Below are 24,719 nucleotides of genomic sequence, written 5' to 3'. Positions count from 1 at the left end.
TACGAAGTGAATAAGGTTAAGGCTTAGATTAATATTTATAAAGATAAAGTCTTGAAATCAAGACTTTATCTTTATAATAATAGTTTTAAAATAAATAATAATCTGAAAATTGTAAAAAAGATATATATAAATAAACATACAAAGATTTAGAAACATAATCCAATTTAAGTTAAAATATACATTTATATGAACTTTGGAATAAATTTTGAATTTAACATTAAATGAAAGATAACTTAAGTGAGTTTGATTTAAATATAACTTTATAAGAAGATAAATTAACCGATAAATAAAATTCCAAAATAAGAAAATAAAAAGGGGGGACAATTAATGAGTTCAGATAAAATTGTTAGTTTAGAAGAAGCGTTAAATATGATTGAAGATGGAATGACTGTAGCAACAGGAGGGTTTGTTGGGTTTGGGCATCCTGAAGAAATAACTTCAGCGTTAGAAGAGAAATTTATTGAAACTGAATCTCCTAAAGACATTAATTTAGTTTATGCAGCAGGTCAAGGAGATGGAAAAGATAGAGGTCTAAATCATTTTGGTCACGCAGGAATGGTTAATCGAGTAATTGGTGGTCACTGGGGATTAGCCCCTAAATTGGGTCAGTTGGCTAATGAAGAAAAAATAGAAGCTTATAATTTACCTCAGGGAGTTATTAGCCATTTGTTTAGAAATATTGCAGCAAATAAACCAGGTGTAATTACTCATGTAGGATTAAAAACATTAGTTGATCCAAGAGTGCAAGGCGGTAAATTAAATGATATTACTAAAGAAGATATAGTTTCTTTAATTGAAATTGATGGTGAGGAATATTTACATTATAAGGATATTCCACTTGATATTGCACTTATTAGAGGTACTACAGCCGATGAAAAGGGAAATATTTCTATGGAAAAAGAAGCAATGCCTTTAGAAACTTTGTCTATAGCTCAAGCAGTTAAAAATTGTGGTGGGAAAGTCATAGTGCAAGTAGAAAGAACAGCCCAAACGGGTACACTCGATCCTAAATTAGTAAAAGTACCTGGTATCTTGGTTGATGCTGTAGTAGTGGCTGATTCTGAAAATCATATGCAGTCATTTTCTCAACAGTATAATCCAGCTTATACAGGAGAAATAAAAGCTCCGCTAGATTCTTTAACTCCTTTAGATTTAACTGAAAGAAAAGTAATTGCTCGTAGATCTGCTATGGAATTAATTCCTGATTCAACAGTCAATTTAGGGATTGGAATGCCTGAAGGGATTGCTGCAGTGGCTTCAGAAGAAGGTGTTAGTGATGAAATGAACTTGACGGTAGAAGCTGGTCCAATTGGAGGAATACCGGCTAGTGGCTTAAATTTTGGCGCTTCTACTAATCCAGAGGCTATGGTTGATCAACCATATCAATTTGATTTTTATGATGGAGGAGGATTAGATATAGCCTTTTTAGGATTGGCTCAAACTGATCAAACAGGAAATGTAAATGTTAGTAAATTTGGTCCTAAAATAGCTGGTGTGGGTGGTTTTGTAAATATTACTCAAAACTCTCAAAAAGTAGTCTATTGCGGGACATTTACTGCCGGAGGGTTAGAAGTTGGAGTAGAAGATGGTGAATTAAATATAGTTAATGAAGGTAAGATTCAAAAGTTCTTAGCTGAAGTAGAGCAGATTTCTTTCAGCGGTGAGTATGCCGTTGAAGTTGGCCAAGAGATTCTTTATATTACTGAGCGAGCCGTCTTTGAATTGACTGAGGAAGGACTAGTACTGACTGAGATTGCTCCTGGTGTCGATTTAGAAGAGGATGTAATTGGTCAGATGGGCTTTGAACCGCTTATTGCTGATGACTTACAGGAAATGGACAGCAGAATCTTTACTGCTGAATTGATGAATATTGAACCGGATATTAAAGCTAATAACTAAAAGGAGGTATTAGAAAAATGTTAGGAGTATTTGGGATTCTATTATCATTAGGCTTGCTGATGTACTTAGCTTACAGAGGAATTTCTGTACTAATCTTGGCTCCCATCTTAGCCTGTTTAGCTGCTGTTCTTAATGGTCAGCCGATTCTAGGTACTTACACCCAGATCTTTATGGAAAATCTGGGAGGTTACTTAATTAAGTACTTCCCCATTTTCATGCTCGGGGCCATCTTCGGTAAAGTAATGGGGGTTAGCGGTGCTGCTGATTCTATTGCTAACTGGATTATCGAAAAGATTGGTGCTGAACAGACTATTCTATCTATTGTCTTAGCAACAGCACTCTTAACTTACGGCGGTGTGAGCTTATTTGTAGTTGTTTTTGCTGTTTATCCATTGGGGGCTGCTGCTTTCAGACGGGCAGGAGTACCTAAACGCTTCTTACCTGCTACTATTGCTTTAGGAGCCTTTACCTTTACAATGACGGCTATTCCAGGAACACCGCAGGTGCAGAATGCAATTCCAATGCCTTACTTTCAAACGACTCCTTTTGCTGCACCAGTTTTGGGAGTAATTGCTGCTATCTGTATGTGCGGCGGTGGATTATTCTGGCTTAAGATACGGGCTGGAAGAGCAATGGCTGCCGGTGAGGGTTACGGCGACCATGATGAAGACTTAGAACACTTTGATGCTAGCGAGGTACCTCAAGCTGGAAAGGCGGTTATTCCGATTATCGTAGTCTTAGTCTCGAACTTCTTATTATCCAAAAAGATTCTACCTAATATTGATGCTAGCTATCTGGATAAGCCTAAATTTGGGGCTACAGACTTAGGTTCAGTTTTAGGAATCTGGTCTCTAATTTTAGCTGTATTATTAGGAATTATTGCAGCTATTGTTCTAATGTGGGATAACTTTGATGACTTAAAAGAAACGATTAATGAGGGAGTTATGGGTTCTCTCTTACCAATCTTTAATACCGCATCAGAGGTCGGCTATGGTAATGTAATTGCTTCTTTAACTGCTTTTGTTGTTATCAAGGAATTTATGTTAGGTATCTCTCCGGGGAATCCGCTAATTTCTGAGGCTCTGTCAGTTAACGTGTTAGCGGGAATTACAGGTTCAGCCTCCGGCGGAATGAGTATTGCCTTAGAAGCATTAAGCAGTAAGTATATGGAGATAGCTCAGCAGACAGGTCTTAGTCCTCAGGTGCTACACCGGGTAGCTTCTCTAGCTGCCGGCGGATTCGATACTTTACCGCATAATGGTGCTGTTATCACACTCTTAACGATTACTGGATTAGACCACGAGCAGTCTTATGGCGACATGGCTATGTGTACGCTGGTTATTCCGTTTGCTACCTTAGTCTTAGTTATTATCTTAGGCAGCATGGGAGTGGTATAAAGGTATACTTTAGCAGTTAAAATTGGTCAGCAGTTGAACAAGTTTCTTTCAGTGGAGAGTACGCTATTGAAGCAGGTCAGGATATTCTTTATGTTACAGAACGAGCTGTTTTTGAATTATCTGAAGAAGGAATAGTATTAAAAGAAATTGCTCCTGGAGTAGATCTACAGGAAGATATAATTGGCTCAAATGGGATTTGAGCCAATTATAGATGATAACTTAGAAGGGATAGTTAATATGGCTATTCCTTCAATTTTTAAAGTTGGCCTTTCAACGACTTTGTTAGCAGGGGTTATTGGTTCATCTTCTGGAGGTACTGCTATTGCACTAGAAGTTTTATCAGAGGATTTTTTAGCAATGGGGATCCCTGGAGAGGTACTACACAGAATAATGATTGTAGGTGCTGGTGGGTTAGATAGTCTACCACATTGTGGGGCTGTAATCACTCTTTTATCAGTTTGTGATTTAAATCATAAAGAGAGTTATAAAGATATAGCTTTTAATACTATCTTATTACCTATTGTGGCTTCAATTGTAATCTCTGTGTTCTATATGGTCACTGGTATTTATTAAGATTAAAGGCTTTATTTTGCAAGATAAAATATAGGGGTCAAAATTAGACCTAAAACAGCAAAGACTTTTGCTGATGAAGGAGGTATAGAAACTGATAAACAGCCTCAGGAAGCAATCTGCTCCTGGGGTTGTTTATTTGCTTTACAGGTTAGTTCATAAAGTTAAACTAAACGGAAGGTAATATTAATGAAAGAGATTGTAATAGCTAGTGCATTTTAACTTTCAATTAATATAAGTTCAGAATTCAGTCTAAATATTGTTAATTATTTTTAATTTATGATACAATAGAAATAAAAATAAATCTCTTGCTGACTAAGATTAATTAATTTATTACTTAAATTATAAATGGAGGTCATAATTAGTGAAATTAGATCAGTTCCAAAGTAAAGAAGAGGTTTGGGAATGGTTACAAGCTATAACTGATTCAGTTTATAATTGTATTATTGCTATTGATAACAAAGGAAAAATAATTTTATTTAATGAAGCTAGTGAGAAACTTTTAGATAAAGAAAAGGAAATAGTTCTTGGGAATCATATTAAGGAAATAATACCAGAAACTAGATTAATAAAGGTATTAAAATCAGGAGAGAAAGAATTAGGACAGAGATTAGTACTGACCTATCAAAATAAAAAAATATATTCTAATCGATCCCCTATAGTTTTCGATGGTAAGATAGTTGGGGCAATTGCTGTTTTCCAAAATATAACTAAAATTCAATCAGTTAGGAATGAATTACAAGAGGTTAAAGATAATCTTAATGTGTTGGATACGATGTTAAACGAAGCTTATGAGGCGATAGTGATAGTAGATTCGAATGGAAAAATAACCAAGTTTAATAATGCTTATGAAGAATTTTTAGGGGTTAAAGGGGAAAATGTATTAGGAAAACATATAACAGATGTAATTGAGAATACTCGAATGCATAAAGTAGTTAAAACTGGAAAAAAAGAATTAGGCCATGTGCAAAGAATCCAGGGGAATGAAATGGTTTGTAGTCGAATTCCAATAGAAAAAGATGGTGAGATAGTTGGAGCTATTGGGAAAGTGTTATTTAAAGATGTTAAAGAATTGATGGCTTTATCTCAGAAATTGGAAGGTCTAGAAAATAAGTTGAATCATTATAAGAGTGAAATCAAAAGATTAGAAGAAGCTAAGTATTCTTTTGATAATATTTTAACTAAAAATAAACGGATGAAATATTTAAAAAAATTGGCTAAAGAAGCAGCAGAGAGTAAATCAACTGTCTTAATTGAAGGAGAAAGTGGTACTGGAAAAGAACTTTTTGCTCATGCTATTCATAAAGCAAGTTATAGGAAGTACGCCTCTTTTATCCGGGTTAATTGTGCGGCTATTCCTGAAAATCTTCTGGAATCTGAGTTATTTGGGTATGAAGAAGGTGCTTTTACAGGAGCCAAGAAAGAGGGAAAACCAGGCAAGTTTGAATTAGCAGATGGAGGAACTATTTTTTTAGATGAAATAGGAACTATGCCTTTAGAAATGCAAGTTAAGTTATTACGTGTATTACAAGAAGAAGAAGTTCAAAGAGTAGGGGGGAATGAGACTATTGAATTAGATGTTCGTGTTATTGCTGCGACAAATGAAAAATTAGAAGAAGAAGTTAATAAGGGGAATTTTAGAGAAGATCTTTATTATAGATTGAATGTTATTAGATTATATCTTCCTCCTTTGCGTGATAGATTAGATGATATTCCTCTGTTGGCTAAGTCAATTTTAGCTGATTTGATTAAAGAATTAGAAATGGATTCTAAAGAATTAGCTCCGCAAACTATTGATTATTTAATGGATTATGATTGGCCGGGAAATGTTAGGGAATTAAGTAATTTTATTGAAAGAGGTTTAAATTTAGCTTCAGGAGATATTATTTTCCCAGAACATTTACCTAATATAGGTAGAAAAGATGTTATAGATGATAATCAAGTGGTTTATGACTTTGAAAGAGATGATTGGGATTTGCAGGATATGGTTGCTAAAACTGAAATCGATGCTATTAAACGTGCTCTCAATAAAACAGGGGGTAACAGAACAAAGGCTGCTAAATTATTAGGGATACATCGAACTTCTTTTTATGAAAAAGTAAACCGTTATGGAATAGATATCTCTCATTTTTAAATTATATAATAATATGAATTTATTACAAATCCTGATTAAATCAGGATTTATTTATTTTTTGAGGTTAGTTAATTTATTTGAATTATGCTTTAGAGCAAAATGATGTTATAATAATATAATAGTTGTTTATAAAGAGGAGGTGAATAAAATGTCTGATTTTGTTCATCTGCATAATCATACTGAATATAGTCTCTTAGATGGGGCAGTTAGAATAGATGATTTAGTGGAGCAAGCTAAAGAATATGATATGCCAGCGGTAGCAATTACTGACCATGGAGTGATGTATGGAGCAATTAAGTTTTACCGCCAACTTAAAGAAGCAGGGATTAAGCCTATTATAGGTTGTGAAGTATATGTCACTGCAGATCACCAACAACGTAATTCGCGTCAGAGAACAACAGATCATCTAGTCTTACTAGCAGAAAATAATCAAGGGTATAAGAATCTATTACAGTTAGTTTCGCAGAGTTTTTTAGAAGGATTTTATTATAAACCACGCGTTGATAAAGATCTATTAGCTGAGTATAATGAAGGACTAATTTGTTTAAGTAGTTGTTTAGCTGGAGAAATAGCTAGTGCCATCCAGAATCGCCAATTTGAACAAGCTAAAGAAGCTGCCCGAGATTATCAGGAAATATTCGGGGCCAACAATTTCTTTTTAGAATTACAAGATCATGGTTTATCTGAAGAACAGCAAGTTAAGACAGAATTAGTTAAATTAGGTCGCGAGTTGGAGATCCCTCTGGTAGCTACTAATGATGTTCATTATTTAGATCAGGAGGATGCTGCAGCACATGATATTTTATTATGTATCCAAACAGGAAAAGATGTAACTGCTGAGGATAGGTTACAATTTCCCAACGAAGAATTTTACTTTAAGTCGCCCCAGGAGATGGAGGAACTCTTTGCTGATTATCCGGAAGCTTTGCAGAATACACTCCAGATTGCTCAGCGGTGTAATGTGGATTTAGATTTTGAACAGACGTTACTGCCTGATTATGAAGTGCCTGAGGGAGAAAGCCTTGAATCGTATTTGCGGCAGTTAGCTTACCAAGGGGCAGCAGAGAAGTACGAGCAGATGACTTCTGAAGTAGAAGACAGACTGGAGTATGAGTTAGATGTGATTAACGAGATGGGTTATCCCGCCTACTTTTTAATTGTGCGAGATTTTATCCAGTATGCTAAAGAACAAGATATTATAGTTGGCCCGGGCAGAGGTAGTGCTGCTTCAAGTTTAGTCTCTTATGCATTAGATATTACAGAGATAGATCCCCTAGAGTATGATCTTTTATTTGAACGATTTTTAAATCCCGCTCGAGTTTCAATGCCAGATAACTCATTGCAGTTGCAATGAGATGTCGAGTTAACTGGTAACAGTTAATGATAAGTCTCTTGAATTGCTGGGACTTCCTTAGAGCTTTATAATCCACAGCGTAAGGATGAAATATACCTTAATGTGAAGGAAGAAAAATTATAAAGATTGGAATACCAGCAGCTAAGCTCCTAAAAGGAGAAAGTTCAACGACCAGCTCGAAGGAGCGTAGCCTTAATGATTTTTAAGGCGAAGTGGGAGACACCTTACGAGTTAAGGTGAAGATATGGTCTATTCCCTATTAAATACTGAGAAATCGGGGGTATAAAAGATTGACATTGATTTTTGCTATGAACGGCGGGATGAAGTAATTGATTATGTAACAGCTAAGTATGGCCAAGATAAGGTAGCTCAGATTATCACTTTTGGGACTATGGCCGCTAAGGCTGCAGTGCGAGATGTAGGACGAGTCTTAGGAGCTAGTTATGATAAGACAGATAAAGTAGCTAACACTATCTCTAAGTCACTTGATCTGGCTGAGTCGGAGGAATTACAGAAGTTGTACCAGTCCGATAAGGAAGTTCAAGAAATCATTGATTATGCTCAGCAGATAGAGGGATTGTCGCGTCATGCGTCGACTCATGCTGCTGGAGTGGTAATTACTAAAGAAAAGTTGACTAATTATACTCCGTTATACCAGAGTGATGGTGAGGTAACTACTCAGTATGCTATGGATGATTTAGAGGCACTAGGATTGCTTAAGATGGACTTTTTAGGGTTAAGAACTTTAACAGTCATTGATAAGACTCTAGATTTGATTAAGCAAACCCAGGGTGTAGAGCTTAAATTAGATCAAATTCCTTTTGCTGATCAAGAAGTTTTTGACTTGTTAAGTGCAGGTCATAGTTTAGGAGTTTTTCAGTTAGAAAGTGATGGGATGCGCCGGCTAATTGCTCAGCTAAAGCCAGAAGAAATTGAAGATATTATTGCCCTGTTGGCTTTGTATCGTCCGGGACCATTAGGTAGTGGGATGGTAGAGGACTTTATTGCTCGCCGCCATGGTAATGAAGAGATTGAATATCCTCATCCTGACTTGCAAGAAATTTTAGAACCTACTTACGGTGTGATTCTGTATCAGGAGCAGGTAATGCAGATTGTCCAACAGATTGCTGGTTATTCGCTAGGGGAAGCTGATATTTTGCGACGATCAATGGGCAAGAAAAAGCCTGAGGTAATGCGCAAACATCGTGATATTTTCATTAAGGGCAATGATAGTATTCCTGGAGCAGTAAATAATGGTTATAGCCAAGAATTAGCCGAGGAATTATTTGAGTTAATTGAACATTTTGGAGGTTATGGGTTTAATAAGGCCCATAGTGTAGCTTATGCTTATGTTTCTTATCAGACAGCTTATTTAAAGACTCATTATCCAGTCGAATTTATGGCTGCTTTGTTGACTAGTCAGATAGAAGATAGTGACCAAGTAGCTGAGTATATTACTGAAGTGGAAAGAATGGGGCTTGAGGTATTACCTCCAGATGTTAACTATAGTCAGTCGGGATTCAGTGTAGAAAAAGGAGCAATTAGATTTGGACTACAAGGTATTAAACATGTAGGTCAGAAAGCAATTGAGGAGTTAATTGCTACTCGCGAGGAAGAAGAATTTAAGGATTTTACTGATTTTTGTCAGCGGGTTGATTTAACTACAGTAAATAAACAAGCAATTGAAAGTTTGATTAAGGCAGGAGCCTTTGTTTCTCTACCAGGTTATCGCTCGCAACTATTAAAAGTTTTACCCCAGGTTTATAAACAAGCTCGGAAAGTTCAGGCGGAAGAGAGTAAGGGCCAAACTAACTTTTCTGATCTCTTTGCTACTGATAATCAATTTACAACACTTGATTATGAATTACCTGCTATCGAAGAGTTTACCACTCAGAAGTTATTGGCTTTAGAAAAGGAAATGTTAGGTCTTTATCTTTCCGGAGATCCTCTAGACCAGGTTCTACCACAGATTAAAGTAGATCGCAACCAACAGATTACAGAGTTAAGTAGTGAGGAGAATCAAGTGGTAATTGGAGGATTAATTACCTCTCAACGAGAAGTGATTACTAAAAATCAACGGCAGATGGCTTTTTTAACTATAGCAGATGAAACAGGTGAAGTGGAGGTTATCTCTTTTCCTGATAGCTATCAGGAATATCAGGACTTACTAGAGGAAGAATCTGCAGTGATTATTACCGGTCAACTTAATCAAGAAGGAAAAGTGATTATTGACCAGGTAACAGAGCCAACTGGTAGGCAAGAAGTGGTTCATTTACAACTAGAAGACCCTACTGTAGATAAAATACAGCAGTTAGAGGAAGTATTAGCTAAATATAGGGGGGCTAAAACGACTTATTTACATCTAGTGCTTGCTAGGCAGAGAGTAAGTATCCAACTAGGAGAGCAGTATCAAGTAGCAGAGACTAGTGACTTAAAACAAGAACTAGATGATTTAGCAGTCCAACACTCTTTTTAGCTAATTAGCATATTATATAGCAGGAATTTTATAGGGGGGGCAGATAAAATGAAGATAAAAGCAGAAGTAATTACTAAATTAGAGGAGCGCGGAGTTGAGTTATCTGCTATAGCAGAAGTGGTCTATAAACTACAAAAGCCATATAGTGATAGTTTAACTTTAGAAGAATCTTTACAAGCAGTAGAACATGTGCTGGATAAAAGAGAGGTCCAGTATACTCTATTAACAGGATTGGCCTTGGATAATTTAGCAGAAGAGGACAGATTAGAAGAACCATTAGCTGAGATAATTAAACAGGATGAGCCTTTGTACGGAGTGGATGAGAGTTTAGCCTTAGCAATTGCTAATATCTATGGTAGTGTAGGATTTACTAACTTTGGCTACTTAGATAAAGACAAAACAGGGATTATAAAGGAGTTGGATACAGTACCACATGAAAATAAAATAAATACTTTTTTAGATGATTTAGTAGCAGCAGTTGCTTCAGCAGCTTCAGCAAGAATTGCGCATGAGAAAAGAAATCAGGAACAAGAAGAAACAGAAGTTTCTTAAATTAACTATAAAAGCTAGAATCTAATTATAGGGGGCCTAATAGTGGAAGAAGAAAGTAAAATAGAATCTGTAGTAAAATTAATGATTAAAGGAATCCCTATTGGAATGTCGAATACCCTACCAGGAGTTAGCGGAGGTACTATGGCTTTAGTACTTGGGATTTATGATGTTTTAATTAAGGGGCTTAAAAAAATCAGATTACGGATTATCGGTCCTATTTTCATTGGGGCTGTGGTAGGGGTTTTAGGTAGTTCGAAACTGATTACTTCTTTGTTAGAGTGGTATCCCAATTTAGTTAAATCTTTTTTACTAGGATTGATTTTTGCTTCTAGTAAGATAACTTTAGATCAGGTTAAAGAGTTTAATTTTGTAAATATCATCCTAGGCCTAATTGGTTTAGCATTAGCTTTATTTTATTCAGTAGAACTAGGAGCTACTGGAGTAGCAGCTAATGGATCCTGGTTGCAATTATTCTTTGGGGGAGCAGTTGGTAGTGTAGCTATGATCTTACCAGGAATCAGTGGTGGTACTATCTTGATTATGCTTGGTCTGTATCAGACAGTTTTAACGGGGATTAGTAATTTTAATCTTCCTTTGTTGATTGTTTTTGGGGCTGGAGTTGGTAGTGGATTATTAGGTTTTTCCTGGTTGTTATCTTATCTGTTAAATAATTTTCGTTCTTTATTAATGGCTTTTTTAACCGGTCTGATTTTAGGTTCAATGCGTAGTGTTTTGCTGGGGCAAGTTGGTATAGGGGAGATTATTTGTTTTCTAGGAGGAGTCGGAGTTATTTATTTATTAGCTAGAAAAGGAGAATAGTTCTTGACAGAAATAGGAAAATCATTTATCATTATTACTAAGCTAAGAATTAAATGAACTAATGAGGTGGATATAAATGGAGATGCCAGCTAGAGAAGACCATGTTATTGTTAAAGCCTTAGAAGATGGCGTAACAATAATTGGTTTAACACGTGGTCAACAGACTAAGTTTCATCATACAGAAAAGTTAGATGCCGGCGAAGTAATGATCGCTCAGTTTACCAAACATACTTCCGCTATTAAGATTAGAGGTAAGGCAAAATTAATTACTGAACACGGAGAAGTGGAGTCAGAATAGTTAGTAGAGTTTAGAGCAGAGCTTAGACGAGAAAGTTAGTTGAGTTAGTTAAAATAATATATTTTAGTTGAGCAGAGCAGAGTTAAGTTGAGATAAGTTGAGATGAGCCTAGGGGAGTGGTATATCTATACCTGATTGTAAGGGCCAACAGTCTCAAGTCTGTTGGCCCTTTTCTGTTTTTTGGAACTATAATTACCACATGAGTTGAGTAGAGAGGAGAGGTTAAGTTTGTATCCTACTAAGGAAGAATTTATGGAATTAAGTGCAACTGGGAAGTTAGTTCCTGTCTATAAAGAGTTAATGGCTGATTTAGAGACCCCTGTTTCTGCTTTTAAGAAATTACAGCAAGGGGAATATTCCTTTTTATTAGAGAGTGTAGAACAGGGTCAAAAGCTAGGGCGCTATTCTTTTATCGGGCTTGATCATCATGCTTTAATTAGTTGTAAAGAGGGAGTAATAGAAGTTAGAGATAAAGAGGAAGGACTTATAGAAACCCAAGAGACTACTAATCCTTTAGCTGACTTAAAAAAGTTATTAGCTTCCTACCAAGCAGTTGAAATTGAGGAATTACCAATGTTTTATGGAGGGGGAGTCGGTTATTTAGGTTATGATGCAGTCAAGTATTTTGAGGATCTGCCCCAACAGACTGAAGATGATCTAGAATTACCTGAGATGTTATTTGTAGTTAGTGATACAGTCTTAGTGTTTGATCATCTCCACCATAGTTTAAAGATAGTAACTAATGTTCAAGTTGGTGACCAACCAGCTCTAGATTATAAGGCAGCGCAAGAAAAAATAGAAAGAATAGCAGCTAAGCTGCAGCAACCATTAACTGAATCAAGTCAACCAGTTACCGATACAACTGCTAACTTAGATTATACTTCCAATTTTACTAAACAAGAATTTATCAGTAGTGTTCAACAGGCTAAAGATTATATCAAACAAGGAGATATCTTCCAATTAGTCCTATCTCAGAGACTAGAGATGCCGATTACTACAGATTCTTTTGCTATCTATCGTCAACTAAGAAGATTGAATCCATCTCCTTATATGTATTATCTAGATCTAGGTGATTTTCAGTTAGTTGGTTCGTCGCCTGAATTATTAGTGAGAGCCCAAGAAGGACGAGTAGAGAATAGACCGATTGCAGGAACAAGAAGACGCGGAGCAGATAGCAGTGAAGATCAGCAGTTGGCCCAGGAGTTAGTGACTGATGAGAAAGAAAGAGCTGAACATACTATGTTAGTTGATTTAGGCCGGAATGATGTAGGTAAGATCAGTAAGTACGGAACAGTAGAGGTTACTGAACTAATGGAAGTTGAGTACTACTCTCATGTAATGCATCTAGTCTCTAATGTAGAAGGAGAGTTACAGGCAGATAAGGATGTTTATTCTGCTCTAGAGGCTTGTTTTCCGGTTGGTACTGTTTCTGGGGCGCCTAAAATTCGGGCTATGGAGTTAATAGATCAGTTAGAGCCGACTAGACGAGGGCCTTATGCAGGTAGTATTGGTTACTTTAGTTATTCCGGTAATCTAGATAGTTGTATTACAATCCGGACTATTCTAGTTCAGGATAATACTGCTTATGTGCAAGCAGGAGCGGGCATTGTGGCTGATTCCAACCCTGAGGCTGAGTACCAAGAGACTTTAAATAAGGCTCAGGGATTACTAGAGGCAGTCCACTTAGCAGAGAGGAGTGGTTCTAATGGTACTAGTAATTGATAACTATGATTCCTTTACCTATAATCTAGTCCAATTAATCGGAGAGTTAGATTATCCTGTCCAAGTCAGGCGCAATGACCAGATTACAGTAGCTGAGATTAAAGAACTAGCTCCAGAGCAGATTATTATTTCGCCTGGCCCAGGTCGTCCCCAAGAAGCAGGGATTTCTTTAGAACTAGTTAAGGAGTTGACTGGAGAAATTCCTATCTTAGGTATTTGTTTAGGCTATCAGGCTATTGGAGTAGCTTGGGGAGCAGAGATTATTCAAGCACCTGAGTTGGTTCATGGGAAGACAGATACAATTATTAAGGAAGAAGAATCTACTATTTTAGCCGGGTTAGATCAATTTCAGGCTACTAGATATCATTCTTTAGTTTTAGCTAATGATACTTTAGCTCCTAGATTTACAGTTACTGCTAGGACTAAATCGGGATTGATGATGGCCATTGAAGATCAGGAAGCTCAGTTATATGGTTTACAGTTTCATCCAGAATCAATCAGAACCGAAGCAGGAGAGAAGATGATTAAGAATTTTCTACAAATCAATTGATAATTGAGAATGGAGAATTGAGAGTTAAGTTCAAAATCTAGGTCGAGTTTGAGTGTAAGATTAAGTTTTAGTTTAAGTTGAAGCATTATTGATATATTGTGTCACCGCAGGTGACACAGTTGTCAGCTATCTGCTATGAGCTATCAGCTAATTCAAGACCTTTGAGTTCAACATCTAAATCCTTTAAGATTACTGTGTTTTCAGAGGTTGAACTAGGTTTATAGTTTTGAATTGAAGAATTTGATTTGGCTCACGACAGACCCTACAGGTCTAGAAAACAGACCTTCCGTAATAAAAACCATTTGCAGACAGCTGATAGCTGTGGCACGAAAGTGCCACTTTATATCAATTCTAAATTGTAAATTAAAACTGGGAGGTTGAGTAGAGATGAGAAGAGCAATAGAGAAGGTAGTAAATGAGCAGGATTTATCAGTTGAGGAGAGCCAAGCAGCAATGACTAGTATTATGGAAGGCCAAGCTAGTGAGGCCCAAATTGGTAGTTTGATTACTGCTTTAAGGACTAAAGGAGAGACAATTGAGGAAATTACTGGAGCAGCTAAAGTAATGAGAGATAAAGCAGCTCCAATTGTTACTGACCAGGATTTATTAGTTGATGTCTGTGGGACTGGAGGAGATAGTTTAGATACTTTTAATATTTCTACTACTACATCTTTTGTAGTAGCTGGGGCAGAGTTACCAGTAGCTAAGCATGGTAATCGATCTGTTTCTAGTAAGAGTGGTAGTGCTGATGTACTAGAAGAATTAGGAGTTAATCTGGATTTAACGCCGCAAGAGGTAGGAGAGTGTATTGATAAGATTGGAATTGGCTTTTTATATGCACCTACTTTTCATCAGGCAATGAAGCATGCTATTGGCCCGCGAAAGGAGATTGGAATCAGGACTATCTTTAATCTGTTAGGGCCGTTGACGAATCCTGCTAGTGCTCAAGTGCAATTAGTAGGAGTTTATGATCCTTCCTTAACCGAACTAATTGCTCATACTCTAAAAAATTTAGGAATGGAGGCTGCTTTTGTAGTCCATGGTCTAGCAGGTTTAGATGAATTGTCTACAGTAGGAAAAACCAAGGTAAGTCAGCTTCAAAATGGGGAAATAAAAACTTATTATCTTAGGCCAGAAGAATTAGGTTTAGAGCAGGTTGAACCAGCCGATTTAGCAGGAGGTAAGCCTCAGGAAAATGCTCAGATCACTTATGATCTATTAGCAGGTAAGTCAGGGCCCAAACGAGAGATAGTGCTTTTGAATGCTGGGGCTGCTTTGGTAGCTGCCGGAGAGGCTACAGACCTAGAATCAGGAGTAGACCTAGCTGCTCAGGTGATTGATCAGGGGCTAGCGTTGGAAAAGTTAGAGGAGTTAATAGAAGTTAGTAATCAATATTAACAGCTATCAGCTAGCAGCTGTCAGTCGTCAGCAAAACAAATTCAAAATTATCGGTAAACCTGATGACGATTGTGTGTAAATTGTAAATTAGTTATGCGAGGTGAAATAGATGATTTTAGAAGAGATAGTAGAGTATAAGCAACGAGAAGTAAAGCAGCAAAAAAAAGAAGAACCACTAAGTAAATTACAGGCAGAGATTGATCAATTAGCAACTACTCGTGATTTTGGATCAGCTTTAAAAGAGTCAGGTATGAGTTTGATTGCCGAAGTTAAGAAGGCTTCACCTTCTAAAGGAGTAATCAGAGAAGAATTTCAGCCAGTAAAGATTGCTCAACAATACGAAAAGGCAGGGGCTAGTGCTTTATCAGTCCTGACTGATCAGGAATTTTTTCAAGGCCAGTTAGATTATTTACAACAGATAAAAGAGGAAGTTAAGTTACCTATTTTGCGAAAGGATTTCATTATTGACCCGTATCAGATTTATCAAGCTAGGGCCTATGGGGCAGATGCTATTTTATTGATAGCTGCCATCTTAACTAAGCAGCAGTTAGAAGATTATTTGGAGCTAGCAGATGAATTGAATTTAGATGTCTTATTAGAGGTGCATAACAGACAGGAGTTACAGCAGGCGTTAGAAGTTGATGCTGCTCTGATTGGGATTAATAACCGTGATTTAAAGGTGTTTGAAGTTGATTTGGCTACTACCTTAGCCTTACAGCGCTTAGTTCCGGACGAAAAGATAATAGTTAGTGAGAGCGGGATTAAGGATCGGTCTGATATTGAGTTATTAACTAAGCATAATATTGATGCAGCTTTAGTAGGAGAAACATTAATGAGTAGTGCTGATATTGCGGCTAAAGTGAGAGAGTTGTTGGGGCAAGATTGAAGCTAAGGCTAAGTTTGAGTTTAAGGTTAAGTACAAGATAGGGTCAAAGGGAGGATTAGTTTCGGAGTAAATTTCAGTTTGAGTAGAAAGCTCAAAATTAGGCTAAGGCCAAGATTAAGGTTTTGAATTGATAATTGTAAACTGTAAATTATAAACTGTAAACTAAGATAAAGGATTGATAGATATGGGCCAACCACGTGTTAAAATCTGCGGTTTGACTAATCTAGCTGATGTTCAGGTAGCTATCGAGGCTGGAGCAGATTTAGTAGGCTTTATTTTTGCTGCTAGTCCCCGCCAAGTAACTAGGCACCAGGTAAGTGCTATTTGTGAGCAGTTACCAGCTGATATTAATAAGGTAGGAGTTTTTGCTAATCAGTCTCTGGCAGAGATTAAAGAGGTAATTACTAACTGTGAGCTTGATTATCTCCAGTTACATGGTAATGAGTCACCTGACTTTTGTCAGCAGTTTCAGTTACCAGTCATTAAGGCTTTTCGGATTGAAGATAGAAGTTCCTTAGAGCAATTAGCTCAGTATCAGGTGGATAAGTATTTACTAGATACTTATGTGCCTAATCAATTAGGAGGCACTGGTCAGACTTTTAATTGGCAGTTAGCTAAGGAAGCCCAACAATCCAGAGAGATAATCTTAGCTGGAGGATTAGATCCTTCTAATGTAGCTCAAGCAGTAAAAACAGTAGATCCTTGGGCAGTAGATGTTAGTAGTGGAGTAGAAACTAAACCAGGTAATAAAGATCAGAAACAAATTAAAAGGTTGGTTAAGAGAGTGAAAGGGAATTAGTGTGAGTCGTGAGCTATGTGCTAAAGTCAAGACAAAGTCGAGGTCGAGATCAAGGTCAAGGGCGAGGGCAAGATTAAGTTTGAGTTTAAGGCTAAGAGTACAATATATAAGATAGAGATAAGGGCTAAGGTTTAGGTTAGGTCGAGGTTTTGAATTGAGGATTGAGGATTGAGGATTGAGGATTGAGGATTTAGAACTGTAAACTGTAAATTGTTAATTGTAAATTAATAAGGAGGTTGATGCTAATGGCAATGGATATGAATCAGAATGGTAAATTTGGTGAATTTGGTGGCAAGTATGTTCCGGAGTTGTTGATTCCAGCTATAGAGGAATTAGAGGAAACTTATGAAGAATTAAAAGATGATCCAGAATTTCAAGCTGAGTTGGATTATTATCTACAGGAATATGTAGGGCGGCCTAACCCGTTATATTATGCCGAGCGGTTAACAAAAAAATTAGGTGGAGCTAAAATTTATCTTAAGCGCGAGGATTTAAATCATACTGGAGCCCATAAGATCAATAATACTATTGGTCAGATTTTATTAGCCGATAAGATGGGGAAAGAAAGAATTATTGCTGAGACTGGAGCCGGGCAACATGGAGTAGCTACAGCTACAGCAGCTGCTATGTTTGGCCTGGATTGTGAGATTTTTATGGGCGCAGAGGATATAGAAAGACAACAATTAAATGTATTTAAAATGAGGCAATTAGGGGCCAAGGTTACTCCTGTTACTCAAGGAACAGCTACTTTGAGTGATGCTGTAGATGCAGCAATTAGAAATTGGGTTCAGACTGTGGAGAATACCCACTATATTATTGGTTCGGTAGTTGGGCCTCATCCATTTCCAACAATGGTGCGTGATTTCCAAGCAGTTATTGGTCAAGAAGCTAAAAAACAGATCTTAGAAGCTGAAGACCAATTACCTGATTATTTAGTTGCTTGTGTAGGTGGGGGCAGTAATTCTATAGGCTTATTCCATCCTTTTGTTAATCAGGAAGAGGTTGCAATGATTGGTGTAGAAGCAGCTGGAGAAGGTGTTGATACTACCAAGCATGCTGCTACGATGACAGAAGGAAGTAAGGGTATTTTACATGGTTTTAAAAGTTATGTCCTCCAGGATGAAGAAGGTCAGATTCAACCGGCACATTCTATTTCGGCTGGTTTGGATTACCCAGGAGTTGGCCCGGAGCATAGTTATTTAAAAGATAGTGGGCGAGCAGATTATAAATCTATTACTGATGATGAAGCTGTAGAGGCTTTCCAATTATTATCCGAAGTAGAAGGAATCATCCCTGCTTTAGAGAGTTCTCATGCTCTTGCTTATATTAGGAAGTTGGCCCCGGAATTAGATCAGGATCAAGTAATTATTGTTAACCTTTCTGGTCGGGGCGATAAAGATGTTTATACAGTAGCAGATGAATTGGGAGTTGAACTTAATGAGTAGGATTCAAGATACTTTTAGTAGTTTACAGAAAGAGGAGGCTAAAGCCTTTATTCCTTTTTTAATGGCTGGAGATCCTACATTAGAGCTGACCAAAGAGTTAGTTTTAGAAGCTGAAACTCAGGGAGCAGATATAATTGAATTAGGAATTCCTTATGCTACTCCTTTAGCTGACGGGCCAACTATTCAACAAGCAGGGCAGCGTAGTTTGGCCCAGGGGACTAACTTAAGTGATATATTTACTTTAGTAACTGAGATCAGACAAGAAAGTGAAATACCACTTATTCTAATGGGCTATTATAATTCAATTTTTAATTATGGTTTAGAGGAATTTGTTACTAAGTGTGAAACAGTAGGAGTTGATGGGGTGATCATTCCTGATTTACCCTTAGGTGAAGGCCAGGAGTTAAGAAGTTATAGTAACCAGTTGGATATTATTTTACTAGTGGCTCCTAGTAGTCCAGAAGAAAGAATTAAAAAAGTAGCTACTTCTTCGGAAGGATTTATCTATGCAGTATCTACTCTTGGGACTACAGGGGCTAGAGCCGAAGTATCTACTCAGATAGAAGCAGTTGTCCAACAACTTAAAGAAGAAACTACTACTCCTGTAGCAGTAGGTTTTGGTATTTCTACTCCTCAACATGTAAAGGAAGTAGCTGGTTTTGCTGAGGGAGTGATTGTTGGGAGTGCTATTATTAAGCGGATAGAAGCTAATCTGGATTTAGTACCTGAAAGTAGTTATGATTTGGTTAAGCAGGTAGGAGAATTTGTAGGAGAGTTAAAGGAACCATTAAAATAAAGAGATCTAAGTTAGGTATAAAATTTTGAAAATAATGTTAAGCAAGTTGCATTTTGAGTATTTTGTGTTATAATATGACCAGCAGTGTCTATGGGCTGGTCATTTTTTATGTTTAATGTGTTTTGTATAGTAGTTTTGTTAATAATAAGTATAGGTATAATAGAATGGGGTGCTAAGATTTGTTAAAAGATCTATTTAGCAGCAAATCAAAGTATGTAACTGTAGAACAAAACCGACCTTCTCGTCGTAAAGAAGAGGATACAGATAAAAAAGAAATGCCAGATGATTTATGGACCAAGTGTAAAGAGTGTGAGGAAATCATCTTCAATAAAAAGTTGGCTAAGAATTTAAAAGTGTGTCCTGAGTGTGGATTTCATTTTAGGCTAACTGCTACTGAAAGAATTTCTTTATTGGTAGATGAAGGTGTCTTTGAAGAATACGATAGTGATTTAGAACCAGGTAATCCACTAGATTTTCCTAATTATGAGCAAAAGATTGATAAGTACCAGGATAAGACAGGACTCAAAGATGCTATAATAGAAGGAATTGGAGAATTAAATGGTTATCGAACTTCTTTAGCTGCTCTTGATTCTAGGTTTTTGATGGGCAGTATGAACTCAGTAGTAGGAGAAAAAGTAACTAGAGCAATTGAACGAGCTTTAGATGAGGACTTACCGCTAGTAATTGTAGCTGGTGGTGGCGGTGGTGCTAGAATGTATGAGGGTATGCTTTCTTTGATGCAAATGGCTAAAACAAGTGCTGCATTACATAAATTTGACCAGGCTGGAGGATTATTCGTTTCTGTTTTAACTGATCCTACTTATGGTGGAATTTCAGCTAGTTTTGCTTCCTTAGGAGATATTAATATTGGAGAAGCAGGAGCTAAAGTTGGTTTTGCAGGACCAAGAGTAATTAAGCAGACTATTAATCGAGAATTACCAGAAGGTTTTCAAACATCTGAATTTTTAGAAGAGCATGGAATGGTAGATAAAGTAGTTAATAGATCTGAATTGAAAGATTTAATTGATAAAATTATAGATCTTCATTATCCTAGAGGTGACAAATAATGGGTAAACATTTAGATTTCGAAAAACCTCTGATTGAATTAGAAGAAAAGATTAATGAGTTGAATAGTTTCATGAAGAAAAAAGATATTGATTTAAGTGATGAGGTTGAGCGGCTAAAAAATAGGGCTGATAAGTTACGTAACGAAATATTTTCTGATTTAGAGCCATGGGAAATTTTAAAAATTGCTCGGCATCCTGAACGTCCAACAACATTAGATTATATAGATTTGATATGCGAAGATTTTATTGAATTGCATGGAGATAGAGAATTTAGTGATGATAAGGCTCTAGTAGGAGGGATTGGAAAGATAAATAGTACTCCAGTTACCATTATTGGTCATCAAAAAGGAAAGAGTACTAAAGAAAATATTGAGCGTAACTTTGGGATGGCTCATCCAGAGGGATACCGTAAGGCTTTACGATTGATGAAGCAAGCAGAAAAATTTGGGCGGCCTATTATTTCCCTAATTAATACTCCAGGTGCTTATCCTGGTATAGGAGCTGAAGAGCGGGGACAATTTGTAGCAATCGCTGAAAATATGATGGAGATGACAGGAATATCAGTTCCAATTATTATAGTAGTTACTGGTGAAGGAGGTAGTGGTGGAGCCTTAGGTATTAGTGTTGGTGATAGAGTATTTATGTTAGAATATACTTATTATTCTGTATGCAGTCCTGAGGCCTGTGCTAGTATTCTGTGGAAGGATGCAGATGAAGCTGAAGCCGCTGCTAAAGCATTAAACTTGACAGCCAGAGATTTATTAGAGTTAAATATTATAGATGATACGATTGCTGAACCTCCTGGAGGAGCACATAAAAATTATCAACGTAGTGCTCAATTATTGCGAGAGAGAATTTTACAAGAAATTAATAAATTACAAAGCCTTGATACAGAAAAATTATTAGAGAAAAGATACGAAAAATTTAGAAAGATGGGCCAAGTTAAAAAGCAAGCAGAAGAAGAAATTACTGAATAATGAGTACTAAGTATTAGGGAGGTTATATAATGAATAAGATAGGAGTTTTAACTAGTGGGGGGGACGCCCCAGGTATGAATGCTGCTGTTAGAGCAGTAGTTCGGAAAGCCCTTAGTGAAGATGTTGAAGTTATAGGAATCAAACGGGGTTATGCGGGGGTAATTGACGGTGATTTTACTAATCTAACTCGCGATTCTGTTGGAAATATTATTCAGCGCGGAGGAACTTTTTTACGTTCTGCTCGTTGTGATGAATTCAGAACTAAGGAAGGCCGCCAAAAGGCTGCTGAAAAGTTACGTGATGAAGGAATTGAAGGGTTAGTAGTAATTGGTGGTGATGGTTCTTTTACAGGAGCTAAGTTATTAAGTGAAGAAACAGGTATTCAGACTATTGGGATTCCGGCTACTATTGACAATGATATTGCTTGTACTGATGATTGTATTGGTTACGATACTGCTATGAATACAATTATTGATGCTATTACTAAAATTCGGGATACTGCTAGTTCTCATGAGCGTGCTTTTGTAATTGAAGCAATGGGCCGGCACTCTGGATTCTTAACCTTAGCTGCTGGATTGGCTGGGGGAGCAGAATCAATCTTAGTACCTGAAGTGGACTTTGATATGAATGAGGTTTGTGAACAAGTCCAAAAAGATTATGAAGCAGGTAAGATTCATAGTATTATCTTAGTGGCTGAGGGAGTAGAATTTGGTGATATAGATTTTGAAACTAATAGAAATCCTGATGAAAGTCCTGCTTTTGTTGTAGGTAGAGAGATTAATGAACGAACCGGGTTTGAGACTAGAGTAACAATTTTAGGTCATATTCAGCGTGGTGGTACTCCAACTGGTCGTGATAGATTATTAGCTAGTAGATTAGGAACTGCTGCAGTTAGCCAATTATTAGCTGAGGAAAGTAATAAAATGGTTGGTTTAATTCATAATCAAGTAGAAGTAGCTCCTATTGAAGAAGCAATTCAAGGAAATAAAAAGCTAGATATGGAATTATACAAATTAGCTAAGATTTTAACTTAATTAAGGAGGAATTATTAATGAGAAAAACAAAAATAGTCTGTACAATCGGTCCTGCTAGTGATGACCGAGAAACATTATCAGATTTGATTGATGCGGGGATGAATGTAGCCCGACTTAATTTTTCCCATGGTAATTTTGAAGAGCATGGAGCTAAGATAGATAAGATTAGAGATTTATCAGAAGAAAAAGAAGAACCAGTTGCTTTATTACTAGATACTCAGGGGCCAGAGATCAGAATAGGAGAGCTAAAGAATGACGAAGATGTTTTCTTAGAGACAGGCCAAGAATTCACTTTAACAACTGAAGATATTAAAGGGGATAGTAATCGAGTTTCTGTTTCTTATAATCAGTTACCAGAAGATATGTCGATTGGTGATACAATTTTAGTTGACGATGGATTGATTGGTCTTGAGGTTATAGAAATTAACGAAACTGATGTTGTGTGTGAAGTGATTAATGGAGGAAAGTTAGGTTCTAAAAAAGGGGTTAATCTACCTGGAGTTTCTGTTAGTCTACCTGCAATTACTGATAAGGATGCGCAGGATATTAAGTTTGGTATTGAACAAGGAGTAGACTTTATTGCAGCTTCTTTTGTCCGTAAAGCTGCTGATGTATTAGCTATTAGAGAGATTCTAGAAGAACATAATGCTGACATGCATATTATTGCTAAGATTGAAAATCAAGAAGGTGTAGAAAATGTTAATGAAATTTTAGAAGTAGCTGATGGATTAATGGTAGCTCGTGGTGATCTAGGAGTAGAAATCCCAGCTGAAAAGGTACCAGCTGCTCAGAAGATGATGATTAATAAATGTAATAGGACTGGCAAGCCAGTTATTACGGCTACCCAAATGTTAGAATCTATGATCGATAATCCTCGAGCTACTAGAGCGGAAGCTAGTGATGTTGCTAATGCTATTTATGATGGTACTGATGCAACAATGTTATCTGGGGAGACTGCTATGGGAGATTATCCTGTTAAAACAGTTGAAACAATGGCTAATATTGCTATAGAAACTGAAAAATCATTAAAATATAGACAATTATTAGATAGAGAAACATTGAATCCTGCTAAAACTATTACTGATTCAATCAGTTATGGTACTTGTAAGACAGCTTATGAATTAGGGGCTTCTGCAATTATTACTTCCACTAGGTCTGGTTATACAGCTAGAATGGTATCTAAGCATCGACCTTATGCATCAGTAGTAGCAGTAACTCCTAGTAAGCGAGTCTTTCATAAGTTGATTTTATCGTGGGGTGTGAAGCCAGTTTTATCAGATCTGACTGATTCGACTGACGAAATGATTGAAGAATCGATCTCTGCTGCTAAGGAATCTAATTATGTAGAAGATGGTGATTTAGTAGTTATGACTGCTGGTGCTCCAGCTGGTATTCCAGGAACTACTAATTTATTAAGAGTAGAAATTGTAGGAGAAGTTGCCCTTCGTGGTGTAGGTGTCGGTAATAAAGCTGCAAGCGGTAAAGTATGCATGGTACAAAATGCTAGTGAAGCTAGAGAAAAAATCAAACAAGGTGATATTTTAGTAACACCAGAAACAAATGATGATTATCTACCTGCTCTTAAGAAAGCAACAGGATTGATTACCCAAAATCCTGGTTTAACTTCTCATGCAGCTATTAAAGGATTGAAGTTAGATATTCCAGTTATAGTAGGAGTTTCTAATGCAGGAAACAAATTACAAGATGGTGATCTAGTAACAATTGATAGTATTCGCGGATTAATTTATAGAGGAGAAGCTAAAATTTTATAGATTAGAATATAAAAATGCGCAGCATTTAATGCTGCGTGTTTTTTATTTTTAGATTTTGAACTGGCAGACTGCACATAGCACACGACACATGACTCATAACTATTAACTACTAATAAAGAAGGTGATTGATATGGTACGATTATTGTTACTTTTTTCTGTAGTGCCTTTATTGGAATTAGCTTTTTTACTTAAAGTAGGAGAGTATGTTGGGTTCTTACCAACTGTTATTTTAGTAGCGGGAACAGGAATAGTTGGTGTTTCCTTAGCTAGAAAGCAAGGTTTGGCTATTATTTCTAAAGTAAAGCGGAATTTAAACCAGGGCCAACTACCTAAGGATAGTTTATTAGATGGTTTATTAATCTTAATTGGGGGAGTAACATTATTAACGCCAGGCTTATTGACTGATATTACAGGTTTTGTTTTGATTATTCCAGGCACTAGAGAGGGCATTAAAGGGTTGGTTAAACGGAAAATAAAAGATAAAATAATAATTGAAGATTATAATTATAATCAGCGCTGGCAGGAGACTAAAGAAGAACCAAAGGAAGAGGAGATTGAAGAAGATATAATTATAGAGGATTACGAAGAAATAGATGAGGATTAGTTAAATAATCTAAAAGATTTAGCTGACCAGAGAAGAAGAGAGAGTTGGGCCTTTTTTCTCTATTTTCTTGACAAATAGAGAATTCATCTGTATAATTATATTAGAAATTAGTTATATACTTATAAAATTAATCAGTTTTTTTAACACAAATATAACTATATTAGAATATT

The 24,719-nt window shown here is 36.6% G+C and carries 20 protein-coding genes and 1 pseudogene; all 21 read left to right on the top strand.

What is annotated here, in order from left to right:
• The first annotated feature begins 327 nt into the window (after positions 1–327).
• On the top strand, positions 328–1,899 hold the full coding sequence (locus ACYQ3D_RS06605) for an acyl CoA:acetate/3-ketoacid CoA transferase (RefSeq protein WP_459837253.1): 1,572 nt from the start codon (positions 328–330) through the stop codon (positions 1,897–1,899).
• A gap of 17 nt (positions 1,900–1,916) precedes the next feature.
• Positions 1,917–3,296: a GntP family permease gene (locus ACYQ3D_RS06600; RefSeq protein ID WP_459837251.1), complete on the top strand. Its 1,380-nt coding sequence runs from the start codon at positions 1,917–1,919 to the stop codon at positions 3,294–3,296.
• A 32-nt stretch (positions 3,297–3,328) separates the two neighbouring features.
• Positions 3,329–3,521 (top strand): annotated as a pseudogene (locus ACYQ3D_RS06595) (acyl CoA:acetate/3-ketoacid CoA transferase); the annotation flags it as partial.
• Between the two features lie 709 nt (positions 3,522–4,230).
• Positions 4,231–6,000 carry a sigma-54 interaction domain-containing protein gene (locus tag ACYQ3D_RS06590; protein WP_459837249.1) on the top strand — a complete coding sequence of 590 codons (1,770 nt, stop codon included), beginning with the start codon at positions 4,231–4,233 and terminating at the stop codon, positions 5,998–6,000.
• A gap of 148 nt (positions 6,001–6,148) precedes the next feature.
• Positions 6,149–7,354, top strand: coding sequence for a DNA polymerase III subunit alpha (gene dnaE / locus ACYQ3D_RS06585; protein ID WP_459837248.1), 1,206 nt, complete (start codon positions 6,149–6,151; stop codon positions 7,352–7,354).
• A gap of 289 nt (positions 7,355–7,643) precedes the next feature.
• Positions 7,644–9,830 carry a DNA polymerase III subunit alpha gene (gene dnaE, locus ACYQ3D_RS06580; RefSeq protein WP_459837260.1) on the top strand — a complete coding sequence of 729 codons (2,187 nt, stop codon included), beginning with the start codon at positions 7,644–7,646 and terminating at the stop codon, positions 9,828–9,830.
• 48 nt (positions 9,831–9,878) lie between these two features.
• Positions 9,879–10,382: a phosphatidylglycerophosphatase A family protein gene (locus ACYQ3D_RS06575; RefSeq protein WP_459837247.1), complete on the top strand. Its 504-nt coding sequence runs from the start codon at positions 9,879–9,881 to the stop codon at positions 10,380–10,382.
• Between the two features lie 42 nt (positions 10,383–10,424).
• On the top strand, positions 10,425–11,201 hold the full coding sequence (locus tag ACYQ3D_RS06570; protein WP_459837246.1) for a DUF368 domain-containing protein: 777 nt from the start codon (positions 10,425–10,427) through the stop codon (positions 11,199–11,201).
• A 76-nt stretch (positions 11,202–11,277) separates the two neighbouring features.
• Entirely contained in the window at positions 11,278–11,499 is a 222-nt protein-coding gene (gene mtrB / locus ACYQ3D_RS06565; RefSeq protein WP_459837245.1) for a trp RNA-binding attenuation protein MtrB, read from the top strand.
• 228 nt (positions 11,500–11,727) lie between these two features.
• Positions 11,728–13,221, top strand: coding sequence for an anthranilate synthase component I (trpE, locus tag ACYQ3D_RS06560; protein WP_459837244.1), 1,494 nt, complete (start codon positions 11,728–11,730; stop codon positions 13,219–13,221).
• Positions 13,205–13,771: an anthranilate synthase component II gene (locus ACYQ3D_RS06555; protein WP_459837241.1), complete on the top strand. Its 567-nt coding sequence runs from the start codon at positions 13,205–13,207 to the stop codon at positions 13,769–13,771. Before trpE ends, ACYQ3D_RS06555 begins: the two co-directional genes overlap by 17 nt.
• 387 nt (positions 13,772–14,158) lie before the next feature.
• Positions 14,159–15,169 carry an anthranilate phosphoribosyltransferase gene (trpD, locus tag ACYQ3D_RS06550; protein WP_459837240.1) on the top strand — a complete coding sequence of 337 codons (1,011 nt, stop codon included), beginning with the start codon at positions 14,159–14,161 and terminating at the stop codon, positions 15,167–15,169.
• Positions 15,170–15,278: 109 nt separating this feature from the next.
• A complete protein-coding gene (trpC, locus tag ACYQ3D_RS06545; RefSeq protein WP_459837239.1) occupies positions 15,279–16,055 on the top strand; it encodes an indole-3-glycerol phosphate synthase TrpC in 777 nt (258 codons plus the stop codon).
• A 184-nt stretch (positions 16,056–16,239) separates the two neighbouring features.
• On the top strand, positions 16,240–16,854 hold the full coding sequence (locus tag ACYQ3D_RS06540; protein WP_459837237.1) for a phosphoribosylanthranilate isomerase: 615 nt from the start codon (positions 16,240–16,242) through the stop codon (positions 16,852–16,854).
• A 251-nt stretch (positions 16,855–17,105) separates the two neighbouring features.
• On the top strand, positions 17,106–18,299 hold the full coding sequence (trpB, locus tag ACYQ3D_RS06535; protein ID WP_459837258.1) for a tryptophan synthase subunit beta: 1,194 nt from the start codon (positions 17,106–17,108) through the stop codon (positions 18,297–18,299).
• The gene (gene trpA, locus ACYQ3D_RS06530) at positions 18,292–19,095 is read left to right on the top strand and encodes a tryptophan synthase subunit alpha (RefSeq protein WP_459837235.1); all 804 of its coding nucleotides are present in this window, start codon (positions 18,292–18,294) and stop codon (positions 19,093–19,095) included. Before trpB ends, trpA begins: the two co-directional genes overlap by 8 nt.
• A 179-nt stretch (positions 19,096–19,274) precedes the next feature.
• Complete coding sequence (gene accD, locus ACYQ3D_RS06525) at positions 19,275–20,162, top strand: acetyl-CoA carboxylase, carboxyltransferase subunit beta (RefSeq protein WP_459837233.1); 888 nt, start codon at positions 19,275–19,277, stop codon at positions 20,160–20,162.
• A complete protein-coding gene (gene accA / locus ACYQ3D_RS06520; RefSeq protein ID WP_459837231.1) occupies positions 20,162–21,139 on the top strand; it encodes an acetyl-CoA carboxylase carboxyl transferase subunit alpha in 978 nt (325 codons plus the stop codon). Before accD ends, accA begins: the two co-directional genes overlap by 1 nt.
• 29 nt (positions 21,140–21,168) lie before the next feature.
• Complete coding sequence (gene pfkA / locus ACYQ3D_RS06515) at positions 21,169–22,173, top strand: 6-phosphofructokinase (protein ID WP_459837229.1); 1,005 nt, start codon at positions 21,169–21,171, stop codon at positions 22,171–22,173.
• Positions 22,174–22,190: 17 nt separating this feature from the next.
• Entirely contained in the window at positions 22,191–23,945 is a 1,755-nt protein-coding gene (gene pyk / locus ACYQ3D_RS06510; protein ID WP_459837227.1) for a pyruvate kinase, read from the top strand.
• A gap of 130 nt (positions 23,946–24,075) precedes the next feature.
• On the top strand, positions 24,076–24,549 hold the full coding sequence (locus ACYQ3D_RS06505) for an FxsA family protein (protein WP_459837225.1): 474 nt from the start codon (positions 24,076–24,078) through the stop codon (positions 24,547–24,549).
• Positions 24,550–24,719 lie beyond the last annotated feature (170 nt).

It is taken from the genome of Halanaerobaculum tunisiense, assembly GCF_054657635.1.
Note: the sequence above shows the minus strand (reverse complement) of the source record. Positions and strands in the feature narration are given on the sequence as shown.